Origin of the sequence: Streptomyces geranii (assembly GCF_002954775.1) — a bacterium.
GTDB classification, from domain to species: Bacteria; Actinomycetota; Actinomycetes; order Streptomycetales; family Streptomycetaceae; genus Streptomyces; species Streptomyces geranii.
The window spans coordinates 94,721-112,008 of record NZ_PJME01000009.1; the positions used below are offsets into that span (position 1 = coordinate 94,721).

Annotated in this window: 16 protein-coding genes, 1 pseudogene and 2 riboswitches; of the genes and pseudogenes, 12 read left to right on the forward strand and 5 right to left on the reverse strand. The window is 69.7% G+C overall.

Features of this window, described 5'->3' with window-relative positions:
• Positions 1-3: 3 nt before the first annotated feature.
• Complete coding sequence (gene gcvT, locus CW359_RS15585; protein ID WP_105970532.1) at positions 4-1,137, reverse strand: glycine cleavage system aminomethyltransferase GcvT; 1,134 nt, start codon at positions 1,135-1,137, stop codon at positions 4-6.
• A gap of 34 nt (positions 1,138-1,171) precedes the next feature.
• Positions 1,172-1,284: riboswitch (glycine riboswitch) on the reverse strand.
• Positions 1,285-1,385, reverse strand: a riboswitch (glycine riboswitch). It abuts the riboswitch before it with no gap.
• 213 nt (positions 1,386-1,598) lie between these two features.
• On the opposite strand from gcvT, the gene CW359_RS15590 reads away from it, so the two are divergent.
• From CW359_RS15590 to CW359_RS15635, 10 genes are all read left to right on the forward strand, one after another.
• Complete coding sequence (locus CW359_RS15590; RefSeq protein WP_198655238.1) at positions 1,599-2,285, forward strand: AAA family ATPase; 687 nt, start codon at positions 1,599-1,601, stop codon at positions 2,283-2,285.
• 108 nt (positions 2,286-2,393) lie between these two features.
• Positions 2,394-3,194: an enhanced serine sensitivity protein SseB gene (locus CW359_RS15595; protein ID WP_105970534.1), complete on the forward strand. Its 801-nt coding sequence runs from the start codon at positions 2,394-2,396 to the stop codon at positions 3,192-3,194.
• 189 nt (positions 3,195-3,383) lie between these two features.
• Positions 3,384-4,196, forward strand: a complete 813-nt coding sequence (locus CW359_RS15600) for an enhanced serine sensitivity protein SseB C-terminal domain-containing protein (protein ID WP_105970644.1) — start codon at positions 3,384-3,386, stop codon at positions 4,194-4,196.
• Positions 4,197-4,597: 401 nt separating this feature from the next.
• Entirely contained in the window at positions 4,598-5,596 is a 999-nt protein-coding gene (locus tag CW359_RS15605) for an ABC transporter permease (RefSeq protein WP_105970535.1), read from the forward strand.
• A 56-nt stretch (positions 5,597-5,652) separates the two neighbouring features.
• Positions 5,653-7,404, forward strand: coding sequence for an ABC transporter substrate-binding protein (locus tag CW359_RS15610; RefSeq protein ID WP_232838413.1), 1,752 nt, complete (start codon positions 5,653-5,655; stop codon positions 7,402-7,404).
• A 68-nt stretch (positions 7,405-7,472) separates the two neighbouring features.
• Positions 7,473-8,480: an ABC transporter permease gene (locus CW359_RS15615; protein ID WP_105970537.1), complete on the forward strand. Its 1,008-nt coding sequence runs from the start codon at positions 7,473-7,475 to the stop codon at positions 8,478-8,480.
• Positions 8,477-9,568 carry an ABC transporter ATP-binding protein gene (locus CW359_RS15620; RefSeq protein WP_105970538.1) on the forward strand — a complete coding sequence of 364 codons (1,092 nt, stop codon included), beginning with the start codon at positions 8,477-8,479 and terminating at the stop codon, positions 9,566-9,568. The genes CW359_RS15615 and CW359_RS15620 overlap by 4 nt, the downstream gene beginning before the upstream one ends.
• Positions 9,565-10,728 carry an ABC transporter ATP-binding protein gene (locus tag CW359_RS15625; RefSeq protein WP_105970539.1) on the forward strand — a complete coding sequence of 388 codons (1,164 nt, stop codon included), beginning with the start codon at positions 9,565-9,567 and terminating at the stop codon, positions 10,726-10,728. Before CW359_RS15620 ends, CW359_RS15625 begins: the two co-directional genes overlap by 4 nt.
• A 90-nt stretch (positions 10,729-10,818) precedes the next feature.
• On the forward strand, positions 10,819-12,210 hold the full coding sequence (locus CW359_RS15630) for a M1 family metallopeptidase (protein ID WP_105970540.1): 1,392 nt from the start codon (positions 10,819-10,821) through the stop codon (positions 12,208-12,210).
• 36 nt (positions 12,211-12,246) lie between these two features.
• On the forward strand, positions 12,247-12,921 hold the full coding sequence (locus CW359_RS15635; RefSeq protein ID WP_105970541.1) for a trimeric intracellular cation channel family protein: 675 nt from the start codon (positions 12,247-12,249) through the stop codon (positions 12,919-12,921).
• Here the strand turns inward: CW359_RS15635 and CW359_RS15640 are convergent.
• On the reverse strand, positions 12,812-14,062 hold the full coding sequence (locus CW359_RS15640; protein WP_105970542.1) for an alpha/beta hydrolase: 1,251 nt from the start codon (positions 14,060-14,062) through the stop codon (positions 12,812-12,814). The genes CW359_RS15635 and CW359_RS15640 overlap by 110 nt on opposite strands.
• A gap of 172 nt (positions 14,063-14,234) precedes the next feature.
• Here CW359_RS15640 and CW359_RS15645 point away from each other — a divergent pair, with 172 nt between their 5' ends.
• Positions 14,235-15,098, forward strand: a complete 864-nt coding sequence (locus CW359_RS15645) for a thioesterase family protein (protein WP_105970543.1) — start codon at positions 14,235-14,237, stop codon at positions 15,096-15,098.
• A gap of 78 nt (positions 15,099-15,176) precedes the next feature.
• Here the strand turns inward: CW359_RS15645 and CW359_RS15650 are convergent, their stop codons facing one another.
• Both CW359_RS15650 and CW359_RS15655 read right to left on the reverse strand, forming a co-directional pair.
• Positions 15,177-15,404, reverse strand: coding sequence for a hypothetical protein (locus tag CW359_RS15650; RefSeq protein ID WP_408647484.1), 228 nt, complete (start codon positions 15,402-15,404; stop codon positions 15,177-15,179).
• A gap of 14 nt (positions 15,405-15,418) precedes the next feature.
• Positions 15,419-15,835, reverse strand: a pseudogene (locus tag CW359_RS15655) (hypothetical protein); the annotation flags it as partial.
• Positions 15,836-16,110: 275 nt separating this feature from the next.
• Between CW359_RS15655 and CW359_RS45260 the strand changes: the two are divergent.
• Positions 16,111-16,506, forward strand: coding sequence for a hypothetical protein (locus tag CW359_RS45260; protein ID WP_157968551.1), 396 nt, complete (start codon positions 16,111-16,113; stop codon positions 16,504-16,506).
• A gap of 138 nt (positions 16,507-16,644) precedes the next feature.
• On the opposite strand, the gene CW359_RS15665 is transcribed toward CW359_RS45260, so the two are convergent.
• A complete protein-coding gene (locus CW359_RS15665) occupies positions 16,645-17,271 on the reverse strand; it encodes a TetR family transcriptional regulator (protein ID WP_105970545.1) in 627 nt (208 codons plus the stop codon).
• Positions 17,272-17,288: the final 17 nt, after the last annotated feature.

Here is a 17,288-nt window from a genome sequence, read left to right on the forward strand (position 1 = left end):
GGGCTACTTCTGGCGCTTGTAGAACGGCAGCGCCACGACCTCGTACGGCTCGTGACTGCCCCGGATGTCCACGCCCACGCCCGCCGTGCCCGGCGCCGAGTGCGCGGAGTCGACGTACGCGATGGCGATCGGCCTGCCGAGCGTGGGGGAGGGGGCGCCGGAGGTGACCTCGCCGATCACCCGGCCGCCGGCCACGACCGGGTATCCCGCGCGCGGGACGCGACGGCCCTCGGCGATCAGGCCGACCAGGACGCGCGGCGGCTCGTAGGAGGCGCGCTCGGCGGCCTCGCGCAGGGCGGCGCGGCCCACGAAGTCGCCCGCCTTGTCGAACTTGACGACCCGGCCGAGCCCGGCGTCGAAGGGGGTGAGGGCGGTGGTCAGCTCGTGCCCGTACAGCGGCATGCCCGCCTCCAGGCGCAGGGTGTCGCGGCAGGACAGTCCGCAGGGAACGAGCCCGACGGGCGTACCCGCGTCGGTCAGGGCCTGCCACACCTTCTCCGCGTCGCCCGGCGCCACGAACAGCTCGAAGCCGTCCTCGCCGGTGTACCCGGTGCGCGCGATGAGGGCGGGGACCCCGGCGACCGTGCCGGGCAGGCCCGCGTAGTACTTCAGGCCGTCGAGATCGGCGTCGGTGAGCGACTTCAGGATTCCCGGGGACTCGGGGCCCTGTACGGCGATCAGCGCGTACGCGTCCCGGTCGTCGCGGACGACCGCGTCGAAGCCGTCGGCGCGCTCCAGCAGGGCGTCGAGCACGATCTGCGCGTTGCCCGCGTTCGCCACCACCAGGTATTCCGTCTCCGCCAGGCGGTAGACGATCAGGTCGTCCAGGATGCCGCCGTCGGCCCGGCAGATCATCGTGTAGCGGGCACGGCCCACGGCCACGGACCCGATGTTGCCGACGAGGGCGAAATCGAGGAGGGCGGCGGCCTCCGCCCCCGTCACGGTGATCTCCCCCATGTGCGAGAGGTCGAAGAGACCGGCCTTCGTGCGCACGGCCAGATGCTCGTCGCGCTCGGAGCCGTACCGCAGGGGCATGTCCCAGCCGGCGAAGTCGGTCATCGTCGCGCCGAGCGAACGATGCAGGGCATCGAGCGCGGTCGTCCGCGGAAAAGAACTGACAGAGCTGCTGCTGCTCATCGGTTGTGCTCCCAGGGCATGACGGCGAGGTCGTTCCTCCCCATCTGTCATCGGAACCTGAGAGGTTCGCCATGACCGCGAGGGACATGGCTTGCACCGTGGGTGGAGCCGCAGGTCAAGGACCGGCGGCCCGCTTTTCAGATGTGCCTCGCCCGCGCGGTAACGGGGCCTGAGAGATTCAAGGGAGGGACTTGCTCCTTCGGCGCCCGGCCACCCGTAGGTGTCCGGAACTCTCCCGCGCGGATTCAAGCGGCCGGTATGCAGTTGGCGGGCACATCATCGCACGCATTCCTTCGGCACGGCAGGGGGACCCTTCACAGAGGGGGCACAGTCTCGCGACGGGCACGCATACCGGCCTGTAGCAGGCCTGTTGCAGTAATAGGACCGCAACGAGAGACACCGCGTATTACCTTCTCTTTACACTCGACGGGGACGGTACTTCCCGACCCCATGGGAGGACGATCACGGTGAACAGGACCACGGCGTACGCGACGACCTCAGCCCTCGCACTGACCGACGCGCTGCCCACGCAGCCCGCCGCCCCCGCCCGGGAGGCGTGTGCCCCGCGCCCGGCGCCCGTGATCCGCGATCTGCGGGAGCGCTCGGGCCACAGCCCGCACGGCCTCACCTTCGGCGCCCGCGACCTCGTCGTGGTCACCGGCCTGCCAGGCAGCGGCAAGTCGACACTGATGCGCCGGGCGGTACGCGGCCCCGGCATCGACTCCCAGAACACCCGCGACCGCTGGGACGCCCGTACGCCGTCCTTCCTCCCCTACGCCGTCTACCGCCCCCTCGTCCGCCTCGCGCACTACGCCGGACTGCGCCGCACCCTGCGCTCCGGCGCCGGGGTCGTCGTGCACGACTGCGGCACGCAGGCCTGGGTGCGCGGCTGGCTGGCCCGCGAGGCCCGCCGCCGGGGCGGCACCCTGCATCTGCTCCTCCTCGACGTCACACCCGGCCAGGCCCTGGAGGGCCAGCGCGAACGCGGCCGGGGCGTCTCGCGGTACGCCTTCCTGCGCCACCGCCAGGCCGCCTCACGGCTGCTGCGCTCGGTGGAGAAGGGCAACCTGCCGGACGGCTGCGGCTCGGCGGTGCTGATCGACCGGGACGCGGCGGACACCCTGCGCAGGATCGACTTCGCGGACTGATACCCGTACCCACCGCGGCCGGTTAGGGTTTTGCCCATAAAGAGACTCAGGGACTCACGGCAGCCGAGAGACTCAAGGCAGCGGTTCACAGCAGGCGGTAGGCAGCAGATGGACATCCCGGCGGACCTCCCCCCGGACTTTCCCGGGGGCTTCCCCGCACAGGCGCACACCCGTTCGCACGGCGGCTGGCCCGGCAACGAGCTGGAGGAGGTGCTCTCGGCCTCCCTCGGCGTCCCCGGCGCGGGCGCCCGGATCGTCGAGGCCCTCGGCCGCAGCTTCGTCTGGGTCCCCCTGCCGTCCGGCGGCGGCCCCCACTCCGGCCCGCTTGACCTGCCCACGATGGAGATCGACGGCCAGGCGTACGTGCCTGTCTTCACCTCCGAGGAGCAGTTCCGGCAGGTCGTCGGCGGGCACCTGGCGTACACCGTGGCCCCCGCCGTCGAGTTCGCCCGGGGTCTGCCGCCCCAGGTCGGCATCGCCCTGAACCCGGACGGCGTGGTCGGCGTCCCGCTGCCCCCGCCCGCCGTGGCCGAACTCTGCCGCTCCGGCCGCACCGTCCTCGACGGCGCCGGCGGCGGCCGGGTCCGCCTCTACGAGCCGCACTGGCAGGAGGACCCGGTCGACTTCCTCACCGCCACGGCGACGGAGTTCGCGGGCACGGGCGTCGTCAGCACGGCCCGCCGCTGCCTGGCGACCATCGAGACCTCGGCTCCCGTCATGTTCATCGGCGTCGAACTCTCCCCCTGGGACCCCCTGGCCCGCACGATCCCCATGGACGCGGTGGCCAGGGCCCTGGGCCGGTCCCCCTCCCCCTGGCCGGTCAACCTGGTCTTCCTGGACGCGGCCCGAGACCCGGTGACGGACTGGCTCAGGGACCGGGTCCGCCCCTTCTACCAGCACGGTTACTGACAAACGCGCCCCAGGGGGCAGCGCCCCCCAGGGGCGCGAGGAACCGCGCGACCAGCCACGACGGCCCGCAGTCGCCGAAAAACCGCAAGTCACGAGTTCCTGGGCGCCTTCGACAGACCGTGTCTGTCAGCGGCGCCGCTTAAGCTAGAGAACGCACAACTCAGCAGGGAAAACGAAGGGGCGGTAATGGTGAGCGCGTCGGGCACGGCCGCGGCCGGTCAGGTCGAGCACATGCTGCGCCAAGTCACGCCCGGGCGCTACGACGCCTACGAGGCGCTCCTGCGCGCCCTCGCGACCCCGTCCTCCGGCCAGATCTGGATGCTCCTGTGGCACGGCCAGGCCGGCTCCCCGGACGCCCAGTACGGAAACATGCAGGTCGAGGGGTACGGCTACGCCCCCTGCGTGACCTCCGCCCAGGAGCTGTCGGTCAGCGGCTGGAACCGGTCGTACGAGGTCGTCGACGGCCTCGACGTGGCCCGCACCCTCTACCCCGACCAGTACGGCCTCTGGCTCAACCCGCACTCCCCGGGCGGCGGCGTCGGCATCCCCTGGCTCGATCTGCGCCGCATCGCGACGGGCCTGGAACGCCAGCCCGCGGGCCCCCTCCGGCTCGCCGAACCCGGCATCGAGATCCCCCAGTTCTACGCCCTCCTCTCGCAGAACGCCCACCGCACCCCGGCGGTCCGCTCGCTGCGCCGCGCCTGGGTGCAGCCCGCGCTCGGGGCGCCGTATCTCGCCATCGGCCTCGATGTGTACGACACCTCGCCGTCCGCCGTGGACTCGGTGCGCGCGATGATGCAGCAGTCGATCGGGGCGGTCCCCGACGGGCTGCCGGTGTCGACGGTCGCGATGTCGGACGAGCAGGACCCGGTCGTGATGTGGCTGCGCGCCAACGCCCGCCCGTTCTACGACCGCGAGGCCCACGCCATCGCCGCGCCGCCCCCGGCCCCCCAGTCGCCGGCGGCCGGGTACGGCTATCCGCCCGTGCAGGGTCGTTACTGAGCGCATCATCATGCGGACGGCGGAATCCGCGCGCCACGATCTTCGCGCGTAGATCGCGACGGATCGTCGCGATAGTATCCGTATGTCCTTTCTGCCTCAACTGCCCCGCGTCCGAGAGTCGTTACCCGCTGTTCGGATAACGGAATCCACAGGACAGCATCACGGTTGCGCATACTTTCGCCGACAGACCTTCCGTGTGATCGCCGAATCGCTGAAGACTCGCCTGTCAGACGATGGGGGCAGCGGTCCGAGTGGCCGTCAGCTCATGGTTAAGTCGACTAATCAGCACAGATTGTCAAGCAGGACCAGCAGATCAGCCGGTACCCGGCGAGCAAGCGAATCAAGCCGCGTACAGCGGCAGGCGTAGGCCGGTCACCACCGGCGAGAGGGGTCGGGTCACTGTGACCGCACCGATCGAGACCACCGCAGCGGCAGCCGAGGCACAGCCGGAGGCTGTGCTCGCGGGTGCCGGTAAGGGGCAGATCGAGGGCCGTTCCCTGGGCCAGATCGCCTGGGCCCGGTTCAAGAGGGACAAGGTGGCGGTCGCCGGCGGGGTCATCGTCATCCTGCTGGTGCTGACCGCGATCCTCTCCCGGCCCATCCAGGCACTCTTCGGCCTCGACCCCAACGCCTTCAACCAGGACCTGATCGACCCCAACACCTCGCTGCCCAAAGGCGCCTGGGGCGGAATGAGCTGGGACCACCCGCTCGGCGTCGAACCGAAGTTCGGGCGCGACATCGTGACCCGCATCCTCGAAGGCTCCTGGGTCTCGCTGGTCGTCGCGTTCGGCGCCACGATCCTGTCCAACGTGATCGGCACGATCCTCGGCGTCGTCGCCGGCTACTACGGCGGCCGGGTCGACACGATCATCAGCCGGCTGATGGACACCTTCCTCGCCTTCCCCCTGCTGCTCTTCGCCATCGCCATCTCCGCCACCCTCCAGGGCGGCGCGTTCGGCCTCGAAGGGCTGCCGCTCCACATCACCGTGCTGATCTTCGTCATCGGCTTCTTCAACTGGCCCTACCTCGGACGCATCGTCCGCGGCCAGACGCTGGCCCTGCGCGAGCGCGAGTTCGTCGACGCCTCCCGGGGCATGGGCGCCAAGGGCCCGTACATCCTCTTCCGCGAGCTGCTGCCGAACCTGGTCGGCCCGATCATCGTCTACTCGACGCTGCTCATCCCGACCAACATCCTCTTCGAGGCGTCCCTGAGCTTCCTCGGCGTCGGTATCCAGCCTCCGCAGGCTTCCTGGGGCGGCATGCTCAACCAGGCGGTCACCTACTACCAGGTCGACCCGCAGTTCATGATCGTGCCCGGCCTCGCCATCTTCGTGACCGTCCTGGCGTTCAACCTGCTCGGCGACGGTCTCCGGGACGCACTCGACCCGCGCAGCCGCTGATGCGGCCGTGGCGGGAGTTCGGCAAGTTTCCACTAATGGAGGAGAAGCAGACCATCATGCGAAGGTCAGCGCTGGCCGCGGTTGCGGCGATCGGATCTGTGAGCCTGCTGCTCGCGGGTTGCAGTAAAGCCGATGACGGCAAGACGGACGACGGTACCAAGGCGGCCGGGGCCAACGCGGCGACCAAGGGTGTCGTCAACGCCTCCACGCAGGCGGGGGGCACGGTCACCTACGAGTACTCGGACGTCCCGGACTCCTTCGACCCCGGCAACACGTACTACGGGTACATGTTCAACTTCAGCCGGCTGTACGCCCGCCCGCTGATGACCTTCAAGCCCGGTCCGGGCGAGAAGGGCAACGAGCTGGTCCCGGACCTCGCCGAGAGCGCGGGCGTGCCGAGCGACGGCGGCAAGACCTGGACGTACAAGCTCCGTTCGGGGCTGAAGTACCAGGACGGCACCGCGATCACCTCGAAGGACGTCAAGTACGCCGTCGAGCGCTCCAACTTCGCGCGTGACGTGCTCTCCCTCGGCCCGAACTACTTCCAGCAGTTCCTGGACGGCGGCGACAAGTACAAGGGTCCGTACAAGGACAAGAGCGCCGGTGGTCTCGCGTCCATCCAGACGCCGGACGACACCACGATCGTCTTCAAGCTCAACCGCGCCTTCCAGGAGTTCGACTACCTGGCCGCGCAGCCGCAGACGGCGCCGGTGCCCCAGTCCAAGGACAAGGGCATCGACTACGTCAAGAACATCGTGTCCTCGGGCTCGTACCAGTTCCAGAGCTACGACGAGGGCAAGCAGGTCGTCCTCGTCCGCAACAAGAACTGGGACGCCGCGACCGACCCGCTGCGCAAGCAGTACCCGGACAAGATCGTGGTCAACCTGAAGGTCAACGCCGAGACCATCGACCAGGACGTCCAGGCCGGCAACGCGATCGACCTCGGTGGTACGGGCGTCCAGGCCGCCACCCAGGCCGATGTCGTCAACAACGCCGACAAGAAGGCCAGCACCGACAACACCTACGGTGGCCGGCTCGTCTACATGGCGATCAACACCAAGCTGAAGCCGTTCGACAACGTCGAGTGCCGCAAGGCCGTGCAGTACGCGATCGACAAGGTCTCGGTGCAGACCGCCGAGGGCGGCCCGATCCGCGGTGACATCGCCACGACCGTCCTGCCGCCCGACATCCCGGGCTACCAGAAGGCGGACCTCTACGCGACCGACGGCAGCAAGGGCGACCCGGCCAAGGCCAAGGAGCACCTGAAGGCCTGCGGCCAGACCACGATCAACACCAACATCACCGCGCGCAGCGACCGGCCGGCGGAGATCGACGCGGCCACCGCGATCATCAACTCGCTGAAGACCGCCGGCATCAACGCGACGCTCAAGCAGTTCCCGTCGGGCAAGTACTTCACCGACTACGCGGGTGTCCCGAAGTGGGACGCGGACAACAACGTCGGTCTGATGATGATGCAGTGGGGTGCCGACTGGCCGGCCGGCTTCGGCTTCCTCCAGCAGATCCTGAACGGCTCCGCCATCGGTGCCTCGGGCAACACCAACCTCTCGCAGTTCGACGACAAGGAAGTCAACGACCTCCTTGGCAAGGCGATCGGCACCGAGGACCAGGCCACGCGTGAGGGCATGTACGCCGAGGTCGACGCGAAGACGATGGACGCGGCTGCCCTCGTCCCGCTGACCTACTTCAAGGTCCTGCTCTACCGCCCGGCCAACTTCACCAACCTGGTGTCCACGGCGGCCTTCAGCGGTCAGTACGACTACCTCAACATCGGCACGACCAAGAAGTAGCCCCGGAAGGCAGGTGAAGGCATTGGTGCCCGCGGGCTTCGCAGCCCGCGGGCACCAGGCCGATCCCCGTGATCTCGTACATCCTCCGTCGGACGTTCGCGGCAGTGATCCTGCTGCTGGTCGTCACCGCGGTGACCTTCGCCATCTTCTTCCTGCTGCCACGGCTCGCCGGCCAGACGGCCGACCAGCTGGCCCAGCAGTACATCGGGAAGAGCCCGTCGGCGGCGGACATCGCTGCGGTCAAGAGCAACCTCGGTCTGGACGACCCCCTCTATCTCCAGTACTGGCACTTCATCAAGGGGATCGTGTCCGGTGCCACCTATGACCTGGGACCCACCACGACACAGTGCAACGCGCCGTGCTTCGGTTACTCCTTCAAGACCCACGTCGAGGTCTGGCCGCAGCTCACCTCCCGCCTTCCGGTGACGATCTCGCTCGCCGCCGGTGCCGCCGTGATGTGGTTGGTGTCCGGCGTGGCCATCGGCGTCATCTCCGCCCTGAAGCCGGGGTCGTTCTTCGACCGCTCCTTCATGGGCGTCGCCCTCGCCGGTGTCTCGCTGCCGATGTTCTTCACCGGCAACCTGGCCCTGCTGCTCTTCACCTACCAGTGGCCGATCTTCGGCAGAACGTACGTACCGTTCACCGAGAATCCGGCCCAGTGGGCCAACACCCTGTTCCCGGCGTGGTGTTCACTCGCCCTGCTGTACTCCGCCATCTACGCGCGGCTCACCCGCTCGGGGATGCTGGAGACGATGAACGAGGACTTCATCCGCACCGCCCGCGCCAAGGGCCTGCGGGAGCGCAAGGTCGTCGTCCGGCACGGTCTGCGGGCCGCACTGACGCCGATCATCACCGTGTTCGGCATGGACCTGGGTCTGCTCCTCGGCGGCGCGCTGATCACCGAGACGGTGTTCTCGCTGCACGGGGTCGGTGAGTACGCGGTGCAGGGCATCAAGGACAACGACCTGCCGCCGATCCTCGGGGTCACCCTGCTCGCGGCCCTCTTCGTCGTTGTCGCAAATCTCCTGGTGGACCTGCTCTACGCAGCCGCCGACCCGCGGGTGAGGCTCTCGTGACCGAACTGTCCAAAACAGGCGCCGCGGTGGGCGAACCCTCGCCCTCCGACGCGCCCAGCGCCTTCCTCGAAGTCCGCGACCTCAAGGTGCACTTCCCGACCGACGACGGCCTGGTCAAGTCCGTCGACGGACTCAGCTTCCAGCTGGAGAAGGGCAAGACCCTCTCCATCGTGGGCGAGTCCGGCTCCGGCAAGTCCGTCACCTCGCTCGCGATCATGGGCCTGCACCGGCTCGGCGCCCGCGGCAAGAACGTACAGATGTCCGGAGAGATCTGGCTGGACGGCAAGGAACTGGTCGGCGCCGACCCGGACGAGGTCCGCAAGCTGCGGGGCCGCGAGATGGCGATGATCTTCCAGGACCCGCTGTCCGCGATGCACCCGTACTACAGGATCGGCAACCAGATCGTGGAGGCGTACCGCGTCCACCACGACGTCAGCAAGAAGGTCGCCCGCACCCGGGCCATCGAGATGCTCGACCGGGTCGGCATCCCCGAGCCCGGCAAGCGCGTCGACAGCTACCCGCACGAGTTCTCCGGCGGTATGCGCCAGCGCGCGATGATCGCGATGGCACTGGTCAACAACCCCGAGCTGCTCATCGCGGACGAGCCGACGACCGCCCTCGACGTCACCGTCCAGGCGCAGATCCTCGACCTGATCCGCGATCTGCAGAAGGAGTTCGGCTCGGCGGTCGTCCTCATCACGCACGACCTCGGCGTGGTCGCCGAGATCGCTGACGACGTCCTGGTGATGTACGGCGGCCGGTGCGTGGAGCGCGGTCCGGTCGACGAGATCTTCGAGCAGCCGCAGCACCCGTACACCTGGGGTCTGCTCGGTTCGATGCCGCGCATCGACCGGGAGACCTCGGACCGGCTCATCCCCGTCAAGGGCCAGCCGCCGAGCCTCATCAACGTCCCCTCGGGCTGCGCCTTCCACCCCCGCTGCCCGTACGCGGACATCCCCAAGGGCGACGTCACCCGTACCGTGCGCCCGGAGCTGCAGCAGGTCGACGGCGGGCACTTCTCCGCCTGTCACCTCTCGCAGGAGGACCGTACGCGGATCTGGACCGAAGAGATTGCGCCGAAGCTGTGACCGATACCAAGAAACAGGAGCAGGGGCCGGCCGACGGGGCCGACGAGCGCGAGGTGCTGCTCAAGGTCGAGGGCCTGGTCAAGCACTTCCCCATCAAGAAGGGGATCCTGCAGCGGCAGGTCGGCGCGGTCAAGGCCGTCGACGGCATCGACTTCGAGGTGCGCAGGGGCGAGACGCTCGGCGTGGTCGGTGAGTCGGGCTGCGGCAAGTCGACCATGGGGCGGGTCGTCACCCGGCTCCAGGACCCGACCGGCGGCTCGATCCACTTCGACGGCCAGGACATCACCCGGCTGAACGCCGCCGGGATGCGCCCGCTGCGCCGCGACATCCAGATGATCTTCCAGGACCCGTACGGCTCCCTGAACCCCCGGCACACCATCGGCTCGATCGTCTCGGCGCCCTTCCGGCTCCAGGGCGTGGAGCCCGAGGGCGGGGTGAAGAAGGAGGTCCAGCGGCTCCTGGAGCTGGTGGGCCTGAGCCCCGAGCACTTCAACCGCTACCCGCACGAGTTCTCCGGCGGCCAGCGCCAGCGCATCGGCATCGCCCGCGCGCTCGCCCTCAAGCCCAAGCTGGTCGTGGCCGACGAGCCGGTGTCCGCGCTGGACGTGTCGATCCAGGCCCAGGTCGTCAACCTGATGGACGACCTCCAGCAGGAACTCGGCCTGACGTACGTGATCATCGCGCACGACCTCTCCGTCGTACGCCATGTCTCGGACCGGATCGCGGTGATGTACCTCGGCAAGATCGTCGAACTGGCCGACAAGACCTCCCTGTACGAGTCGCCGATGCACCCGTACACCAAGGCCCTGATGTCGGCGGTCCCGGTCCCCGACCCCAAGCGCCGGGGCGCGAAGAGCGACCGCATCCTCCTCAAGGGCGACGTCCCGTCCCCGATCTCCCCGCCGAGCGGCTGCCGCTTCCACACCCGCTGCTGGAAGGCGACGGAGATCTGCAAGACGACCGAGCCCCTCCTCCTGGAACTGAGGCCCGGCCAGCAGGTGGCCTGCCACCACCCGGAAAGCGCAGAGGACCAGGCCCCCCAGGACACGGTGCTGTTGAGCGCCGCCAAGGAGGCCGCCGCAGGGGCGCGAGGAACTGCGCGACCAGCCACAACGGACCCGCAGCCAAAAGACGACCAAGAGGCCCCCACCGACAAGTAACGGCAAAGTCATGCACATGCTCGAACGGGAGAATGCAGAGTCGTCCGTGTAGGTCCTATCCGACCGTTACACGCTCGAAAGGGACGACTCATGGCACTCTCCCGTTCGGCACGTTTAGGGGCCGTCGCCACCGCGGCGGCCTCTTTCCTCGTCATCGCCGCCTCCTCCCACCCCACCCCGGGAGCAGACGGCATCGGTGACTCCTACTTCCCCCAACTGGGCAACGGCGGCTACGACGCCCGCCATTACGCCCTGGACCTCGCGTACGACCCTGACACCGACCGCCTCGACGGCCGTACGACCCTCACCGCCCGCGCCACCCAGAACCTCTCGTCCTTCGACCTCGACCTCCAGAAGCTGGAGGTCACCCGCGTCGAAGTGAACGGCAGACGCGCCCAGTTCACCCGCGAGGGCGACGAGATCCGCGTAACGCCCCGTGGTTCCCTGTCCAAGGGGCGGGAGTTCAAGGTCGCCGTCACCTATGGTGGCGTACCCGAACCGCTCGGCGGGCCCATCGTCTTCGGCTCCCAGTACGGCTGGATGAAGACCGCCGACGGCGTCTTCGTCGCCTGTGAGCCCAACGCCGCCTCCACCTGGTTCCCGTCCAGCGACCACCCTTCCGACAAGGCCGCCTTCGACATCCGGATCAAGGCGCCGAAGGGGCTCACCGCCGTCTCCAACGGCCGGCTGGTCTCGACGTACGACAAGGGCGGCTCGACGTACACCCATTGGCGCGAGAAGAAGCAGATGGCGACCTATCTCGCGACCGCGACCATCGGGAAGTTCGACGTGAAGACCGGTGTCACGCCCGGCGGGACGCCGATCTACGTCGCCATCGACCCGGTGCTCGCCAACAGCAACAACGTCGACGTGTACGCCGTGACCGCCGAGGCCACCGACTACTGGTCGAAGGTCTTCGGGCCGTACCCCTTCGAGGAGACCGGGGCGATCGTCGACGACATGCCGGCGGCCGGGTTCTCGCTGGAGACGCAGACCAAGCCGGTCTACTCGGCCGTGCGCAACGAGACGACCATCGTGCACGAGCTGGCCCACCAGTGGTTCGGCGACTCGGTCTCGGTGGACCACTGGAAGGACATCTGGCTCAACGAGGGCTTCGCGACCTACTCCCAGTGGCTGTGGGCCGAGTACAAGGGCACCCGCTCGGCGCACGACTCCTTCCTCGCCGGATACAACGCCCGCCCCGACACCAGCGCCTTCTGGCAGACAGTCGTCGGCGACCCGCAGCGCGACACCATGTTCGCCTCGGCCGTCTACCAGCGCGGCGCGATGACCCTCCAGGTGCTCCGCGAACGCATCGGCGACACGGCCTTCTTCAAGCTCCTGCCGACCTGGACCGGACTCCACCGCTACGGCAACGCGAACACGGCCGACTTCGTGCGGCTCGCGGAGCGGATCAGCGGCCGGCAACTGGACGACCTCTTCCAGACCTGGCTGTTCACGACGGGCAAGCCCGCCCTGTAGACCGTCCCGCAGACCGTCTCCGGTGAGAATGAGGGGGTGATCCAGCAGCTCTTCAGCCCCTCCGTCCAGCACACCCTCGACCTCGTCGGCATCTTCGTCTTCGCGATCTCCGGCGCCCTGCTCGCCGTACGCAAGAACTTCGACGTCTTCGGGATCGCGGTACTCGCCGAGGTCACCGCGCTGGGCGGCGGGCTGCTGCGGGACGTCGTCATCGGGGCGGTGCCGCCGGCCGCGTTCACCGACCTCGGGTACTTCCTGACCCCGCTGCTCGCCGCGCTGCTCGTCTTCTTCCTCCACCCGGAGGTGGAGCGCATCCAGACGGGCGTCAACGTGTTCGACGCGGCGGGGCTCGGGCTGTTCTGCGTCACGGGCACGGTGAAGGCGTACGACTACGGCCTGGGCCTCACCGCCTCCGCCGCCCTCGGCCTCGCGACGGCCGTGGGCGGCGGGGTGCTGCGGGACGTGCTCGCCAACGAGGTTCCCTCGCTGCTGCGTTGGGACCGCGACCTGTACGCGGTTCCGGCGATCGTCGGCTCCGCGCTGGTCGTCCTGTGCATCCGCCACGACGCGCTGAACCCCTTCACCAGCGGGCTGGCGGTCGTCACGGCCTTCGTACTGCGGCTGCTCGCGATGCGGTACCACTGGCGAGCGCCGCGCGCGTGGCACCGCCGGTCGACGGCTCGTGACGACGAGTCCGGCCTGCGGACGTAGTACCGGCCGTCTTGTGGCCGCCCGCGTCGAACTGCTGGGTGAGCCAGCGGAAGACGGTGGTGATCTGGGGCCGCCACAGCGCCATGTTGTGCCCGCCGTCGCTGCGCGGCAGATATACGACGTCCACCGTGGTCGGCGCCTTCGCCACCTTCTGCAGGGCCATGCCGGCCTCGTAGCCGTCGCCGGACTCACCGGAGGCGTAGAGCGCGACGGCGGGCGCCACGCGGTCGTGCTTGAGGAGCAGATACGGGTTGTTCGCGGCCCGGAGCTGCGGCGTCTGCGCGGCCAGCGACAAGGGCTCGCCGATCGGGTCGTTGTAACCGGACATGGAGACGGCCGCCCGATAGCGGTCGGGGTGCGCCACCGCGAGCTTCGTCGCGCAGTGGGCGCCGGCCGAGTACCCGGCCACGGCCCAGCCGCCGGGCCCGCCCTCGGCGCGGAAGTTGTCGGTGACCATTTTCGGTACGTCGACACTGAGCCAGGTGTCCGCGTTGACCCGGCCCGGGATGTTGGCGCAGCCGGTGTCCGCGTCGGCGATCAGGGTGGTGCGCGGCGACACCAGGATGAACGGCGTGATCTGGCCGCTCTTCATCAGCGGGAGCAGCTGTTGGGGCGCGTGCAGCGAGCCGAACCAGGACTTCGCCGAGCCCGGATAGCCCGGCAGCAGCTCCACGACCGGGAAGCGGCGGTGCCGGTAGGCGGCCTCGTGGTACTGCGGGGGCAGCCAGACGTAGACCTCGGCGTCCACCCCCGAGACCTGGCCCCTGAGGTCGGTGACCCGGACGCCGCCGGCCGCGTGCATGCCGGGGCCGTTGGCCTCGCGGAAAGCCTGCCTGACCTTCGGCAGCGAGCGCAGGGAGATACCGCCGGTGCCGTCGGCGCCGAGGTTCGCGGCGGCCTGGACGTGGTCGCCGGTGCCGAGGAGGTCGCCCCAGTTGTCGTACAGGTTGTTGGAGTTGTTCACCAGCAGGAAGACCAGGGTGACCGCCGTGGCCTGGGCGAACAGCACCATCAGCAGCCGGGCGGCACCGCGCACGAGCGCGGGCCCGCGCACCCGGGACCAGAGGGCGAGGGGCAGCAGTACGGCGACGGCGGCGAGGGCGATCGTCGTGACGAGGAACGGCGTACCGGTGAGGCTCATGTCAAGGAGGAGGCCGAACGGGCGGGCCGGGTCACGGCGCCGGGCGAACCCTTACCCAAGACATTCGGGACACTTACCAAGGGGGTGCCGTGGCGGGCCGACGGTGCGGGGGAGGGGCGGCGGGTGACTGAAAAAGCTACCGCTTAGTATTTATCTGCTGTACCGTTCACGCATGCCAGAAGCAGCTTCCGCCCAGGCCGAGCGGGCCACCATCGGCGACAGTGAGTTCGACCGCGACACCGCCGTCACCCGGCGCGAGACCGGCGTCTACGACATCGACCTCTCGCCTGGCTGGACCATCCTGAAGAACGCCGTCAACGGCGGCTATCTGCTGGCCGTGCTGGGCCGCGCCCTCGCGGACGCCCTGCCGCACGGCGACCCGTTCAGCATCTCGGCGCACTATCTGACCGCGTCCAGCCCCGGCCCGGCCGTCGTCCGCACGGAGGTGATCCGTACCGGCCGCACCCTCTCGACCGGCCAGGCCTCGCTCTTCCAGCACGACGAGGACGGCCAGGAGGTCGAGCGGATCCGTGTCCTGGCCTCCTACGGCGACCTGGACGCCCTGCCCGACGACGTCCGGACGACCGCGCAGCCGCCCGTGCTGCCGCCGATGGACCAGTGCTTCGGCCCGCAGGACGCCCCGGAACGCACCCCCGGCCGCTCCGCCATCGCCGACCGCCTCTTCCTCAAGCTCGACCCGTCCACCCTCGGCTGGGCCCTCGGCGCACCCTCCGGCAAGGGCGAGATGCGCTCCTGGTTCGGCCTGGCGGACGGCCGCGACGCCGACCCGTTCTCCCTGCTCCTGGCGGTGGACGCACTGCCCCCGACCGCCTTCGAGATCGGCCTCTCCGGCTGGGTCCCGACGGTCGAACTGACCGTGCACGTCCGCTCCCGCCCGGCCCCGGGCCCCCTGCGCGTCTCGATAACGACCCGCAACCTGGCGGGCGGCTTCCTGGAGGAGGACGCCGAGGTCTGGGACAGCACCGACCGACTCGTCGCACAGTCACGGCAGTTGGCGAGCGTACGGCTCAACTGAGGTGGCGAAGCCTGACGGAGACGGGCACGGCTTGTCGGCTGCCGGGCTCGACTCAGTTCGGGTCCCGCCCGTTCACCGTCACCGTCGCGCCCCCGCGACCGCGTAGGCAGCCGTACCCGTCACCGTGAGGAGCAGGGCCGTCCAGGTGCCCGTCGCCGTGTCCGGCGGCAGCAGCATCCAGGCCACCAGCCGCGTCGGCGTGCTCGTCGGGGGCGGCGCGAAGAGCGCGAGCGACAGCCAGGCGAAGGGCAGGGTCCAGGCGTACTGGGCGCCCGCGAGGGTCGCGCCCAGGGCCGCCAGGCCCATCAGGCCCGCGCCGTTGCGGACGGTACCTGTCTCAACTCCGGTGCCAGGCACCGCAAGGCGTCCCCGACCTCGCCGCCGACCGTCCCCGCGAGCGCCAACTCCTCGGCGGCGGGCGCCTGTTCGGGCACGGCGGCGGCCGGTGGCGGCTCCGCATGGTGCGCCCGGCGCCGGAACGCGTCGACCAGTCGGCGCGCGGCGATCGTCCACAGCCAGCCAGCCAGCCAGCCAGCCAGCCAGCCGACGGCCGTGCCGCCGACCGCGGCCCCCGCGAAGGCGCCCGCCGCCCGCCACACCGCCAGCCATGGCGACGTACGCCGGTACAACTCCTCGAACGCGCTCCGGTCGCCCTTCGCCACCAGCCGGACCAGACGTTCCTCGTCCACCTCGGCCACCTCGGGCACCTCGCGCGGCGCCGCCCTGAGTGTTCTCACACCGACCAGACGCCCGAGCGGGGCCGCAGGTTTGCCCCAGGACGTGACGCCCGCCACACGGACAAGCCCTCTCTCACGCTTCTGTCACGGCCCTGTACCAGCGGGTAATCCGCCCTCTGCGACGAAAGGCAAGGTCAGAGCGGTTTCTATAGGGCCGCTTTGCCTGACGCACAGGCGGGATACAGGGCGGGCCCAAGGAAGCGCTAGGTGCCGTTGATTCGATGCCCGCCTAGAAACTCCCTCATCTTCCTGCGCCTTTCCTGGAGTTGTTTCTCATGAAGCGTGTGCGTCTCGTCCCCGCCGTGGCCCTGCTGGCGCTCTCCCCGCTGCTCCTCACCGCCTGCGGTTCGGGTGACTCGTCGACCTCGACCAGCGGCAACTCCGGTACCTCCGGCCAGAGTTGCCAGGCCCCCTCGGGTGCCCCGTCCGGTGCTCCCTCGGGTGCGCCCAGCGGTGCCCCCTCCGGTGCCCCGACCGACGGAGCGTCAGGAGCCCCATCGGGTGCGCCGACCGGCGCCGCTCCGTCCGGCGCCCCCTCGGGCATGCCGTCGGGCGGCCCCGGCGGTGGCGGCGGCCAGGGCGGCGGCGGTGGCTGCGGCGGCGGCCCCGGCGGCGGTGGCCAGGGCGGCCAGGGACAGGGGCAGGGTCAGCAGGCCCAGCAGCAGGGCTGACACACCGTAGGGACAATCGCGGGTACGGCATGGGCGGCACGCTCCGAAAGACGGGGCGTGCCGCCCCGTCTTTGCTTTTAGGGGCGCGGGGAACTGCGCGACCAGCCCCCACCGGCCCGCAGCCTCACTAATACGAGTTCATCCCAACCAGTGCCGACGCCCGATGGCAATCAACCGCATCCGCCGCACAGCCACCCGGGCCACCTGATCCCGCTCCACCCGCGACGCGTCCAACGTCTCCAGGAACTGCGACGCGGTCATCAGCATCTGGTCGACATACAGCCCCGCCAGCATCAGCAGATCCTCCTCCGACCACCCCTCGGCCTCCGGCTGCAAGGCCAGCGCGTCGCGCACCTCCTCGGCGAACCGGGCCAGTTGGTCCCGGATGGCCTCCCGGACCGGCTGCACCCCGCCGTGCCGTTCGCGGGCGATGAAGCGGACGTGCGCGGGCTGCGTACGGACATGACCGGCGATCAGGTCGACCGCGCGGACTATCCGGTCCTCGCTGTCGCCCGCCCCGGAGACCGTCGTACCGATCATCGGGTGCAGGCTGCCGAGCGCCTCCTCGACCAGCGCGACGCCCAGATCGGCCGTGGAGTGGAAGTGGCGGTAGAAGGCGGTCGGGGCGACGCCGACCGCGCGGGTTACCTCCCGCAGGCCGAGGCTGCTCAGGCTCTGGTCCTCCAACAGGGCGAGCGCCGCGTCCAGGAGGGCCTGGCGGGTCTTCTGCTTCTGGGCCTGTCGGATGCCGAGAGTGTGACTCATGCCATGCAGTTAACAAC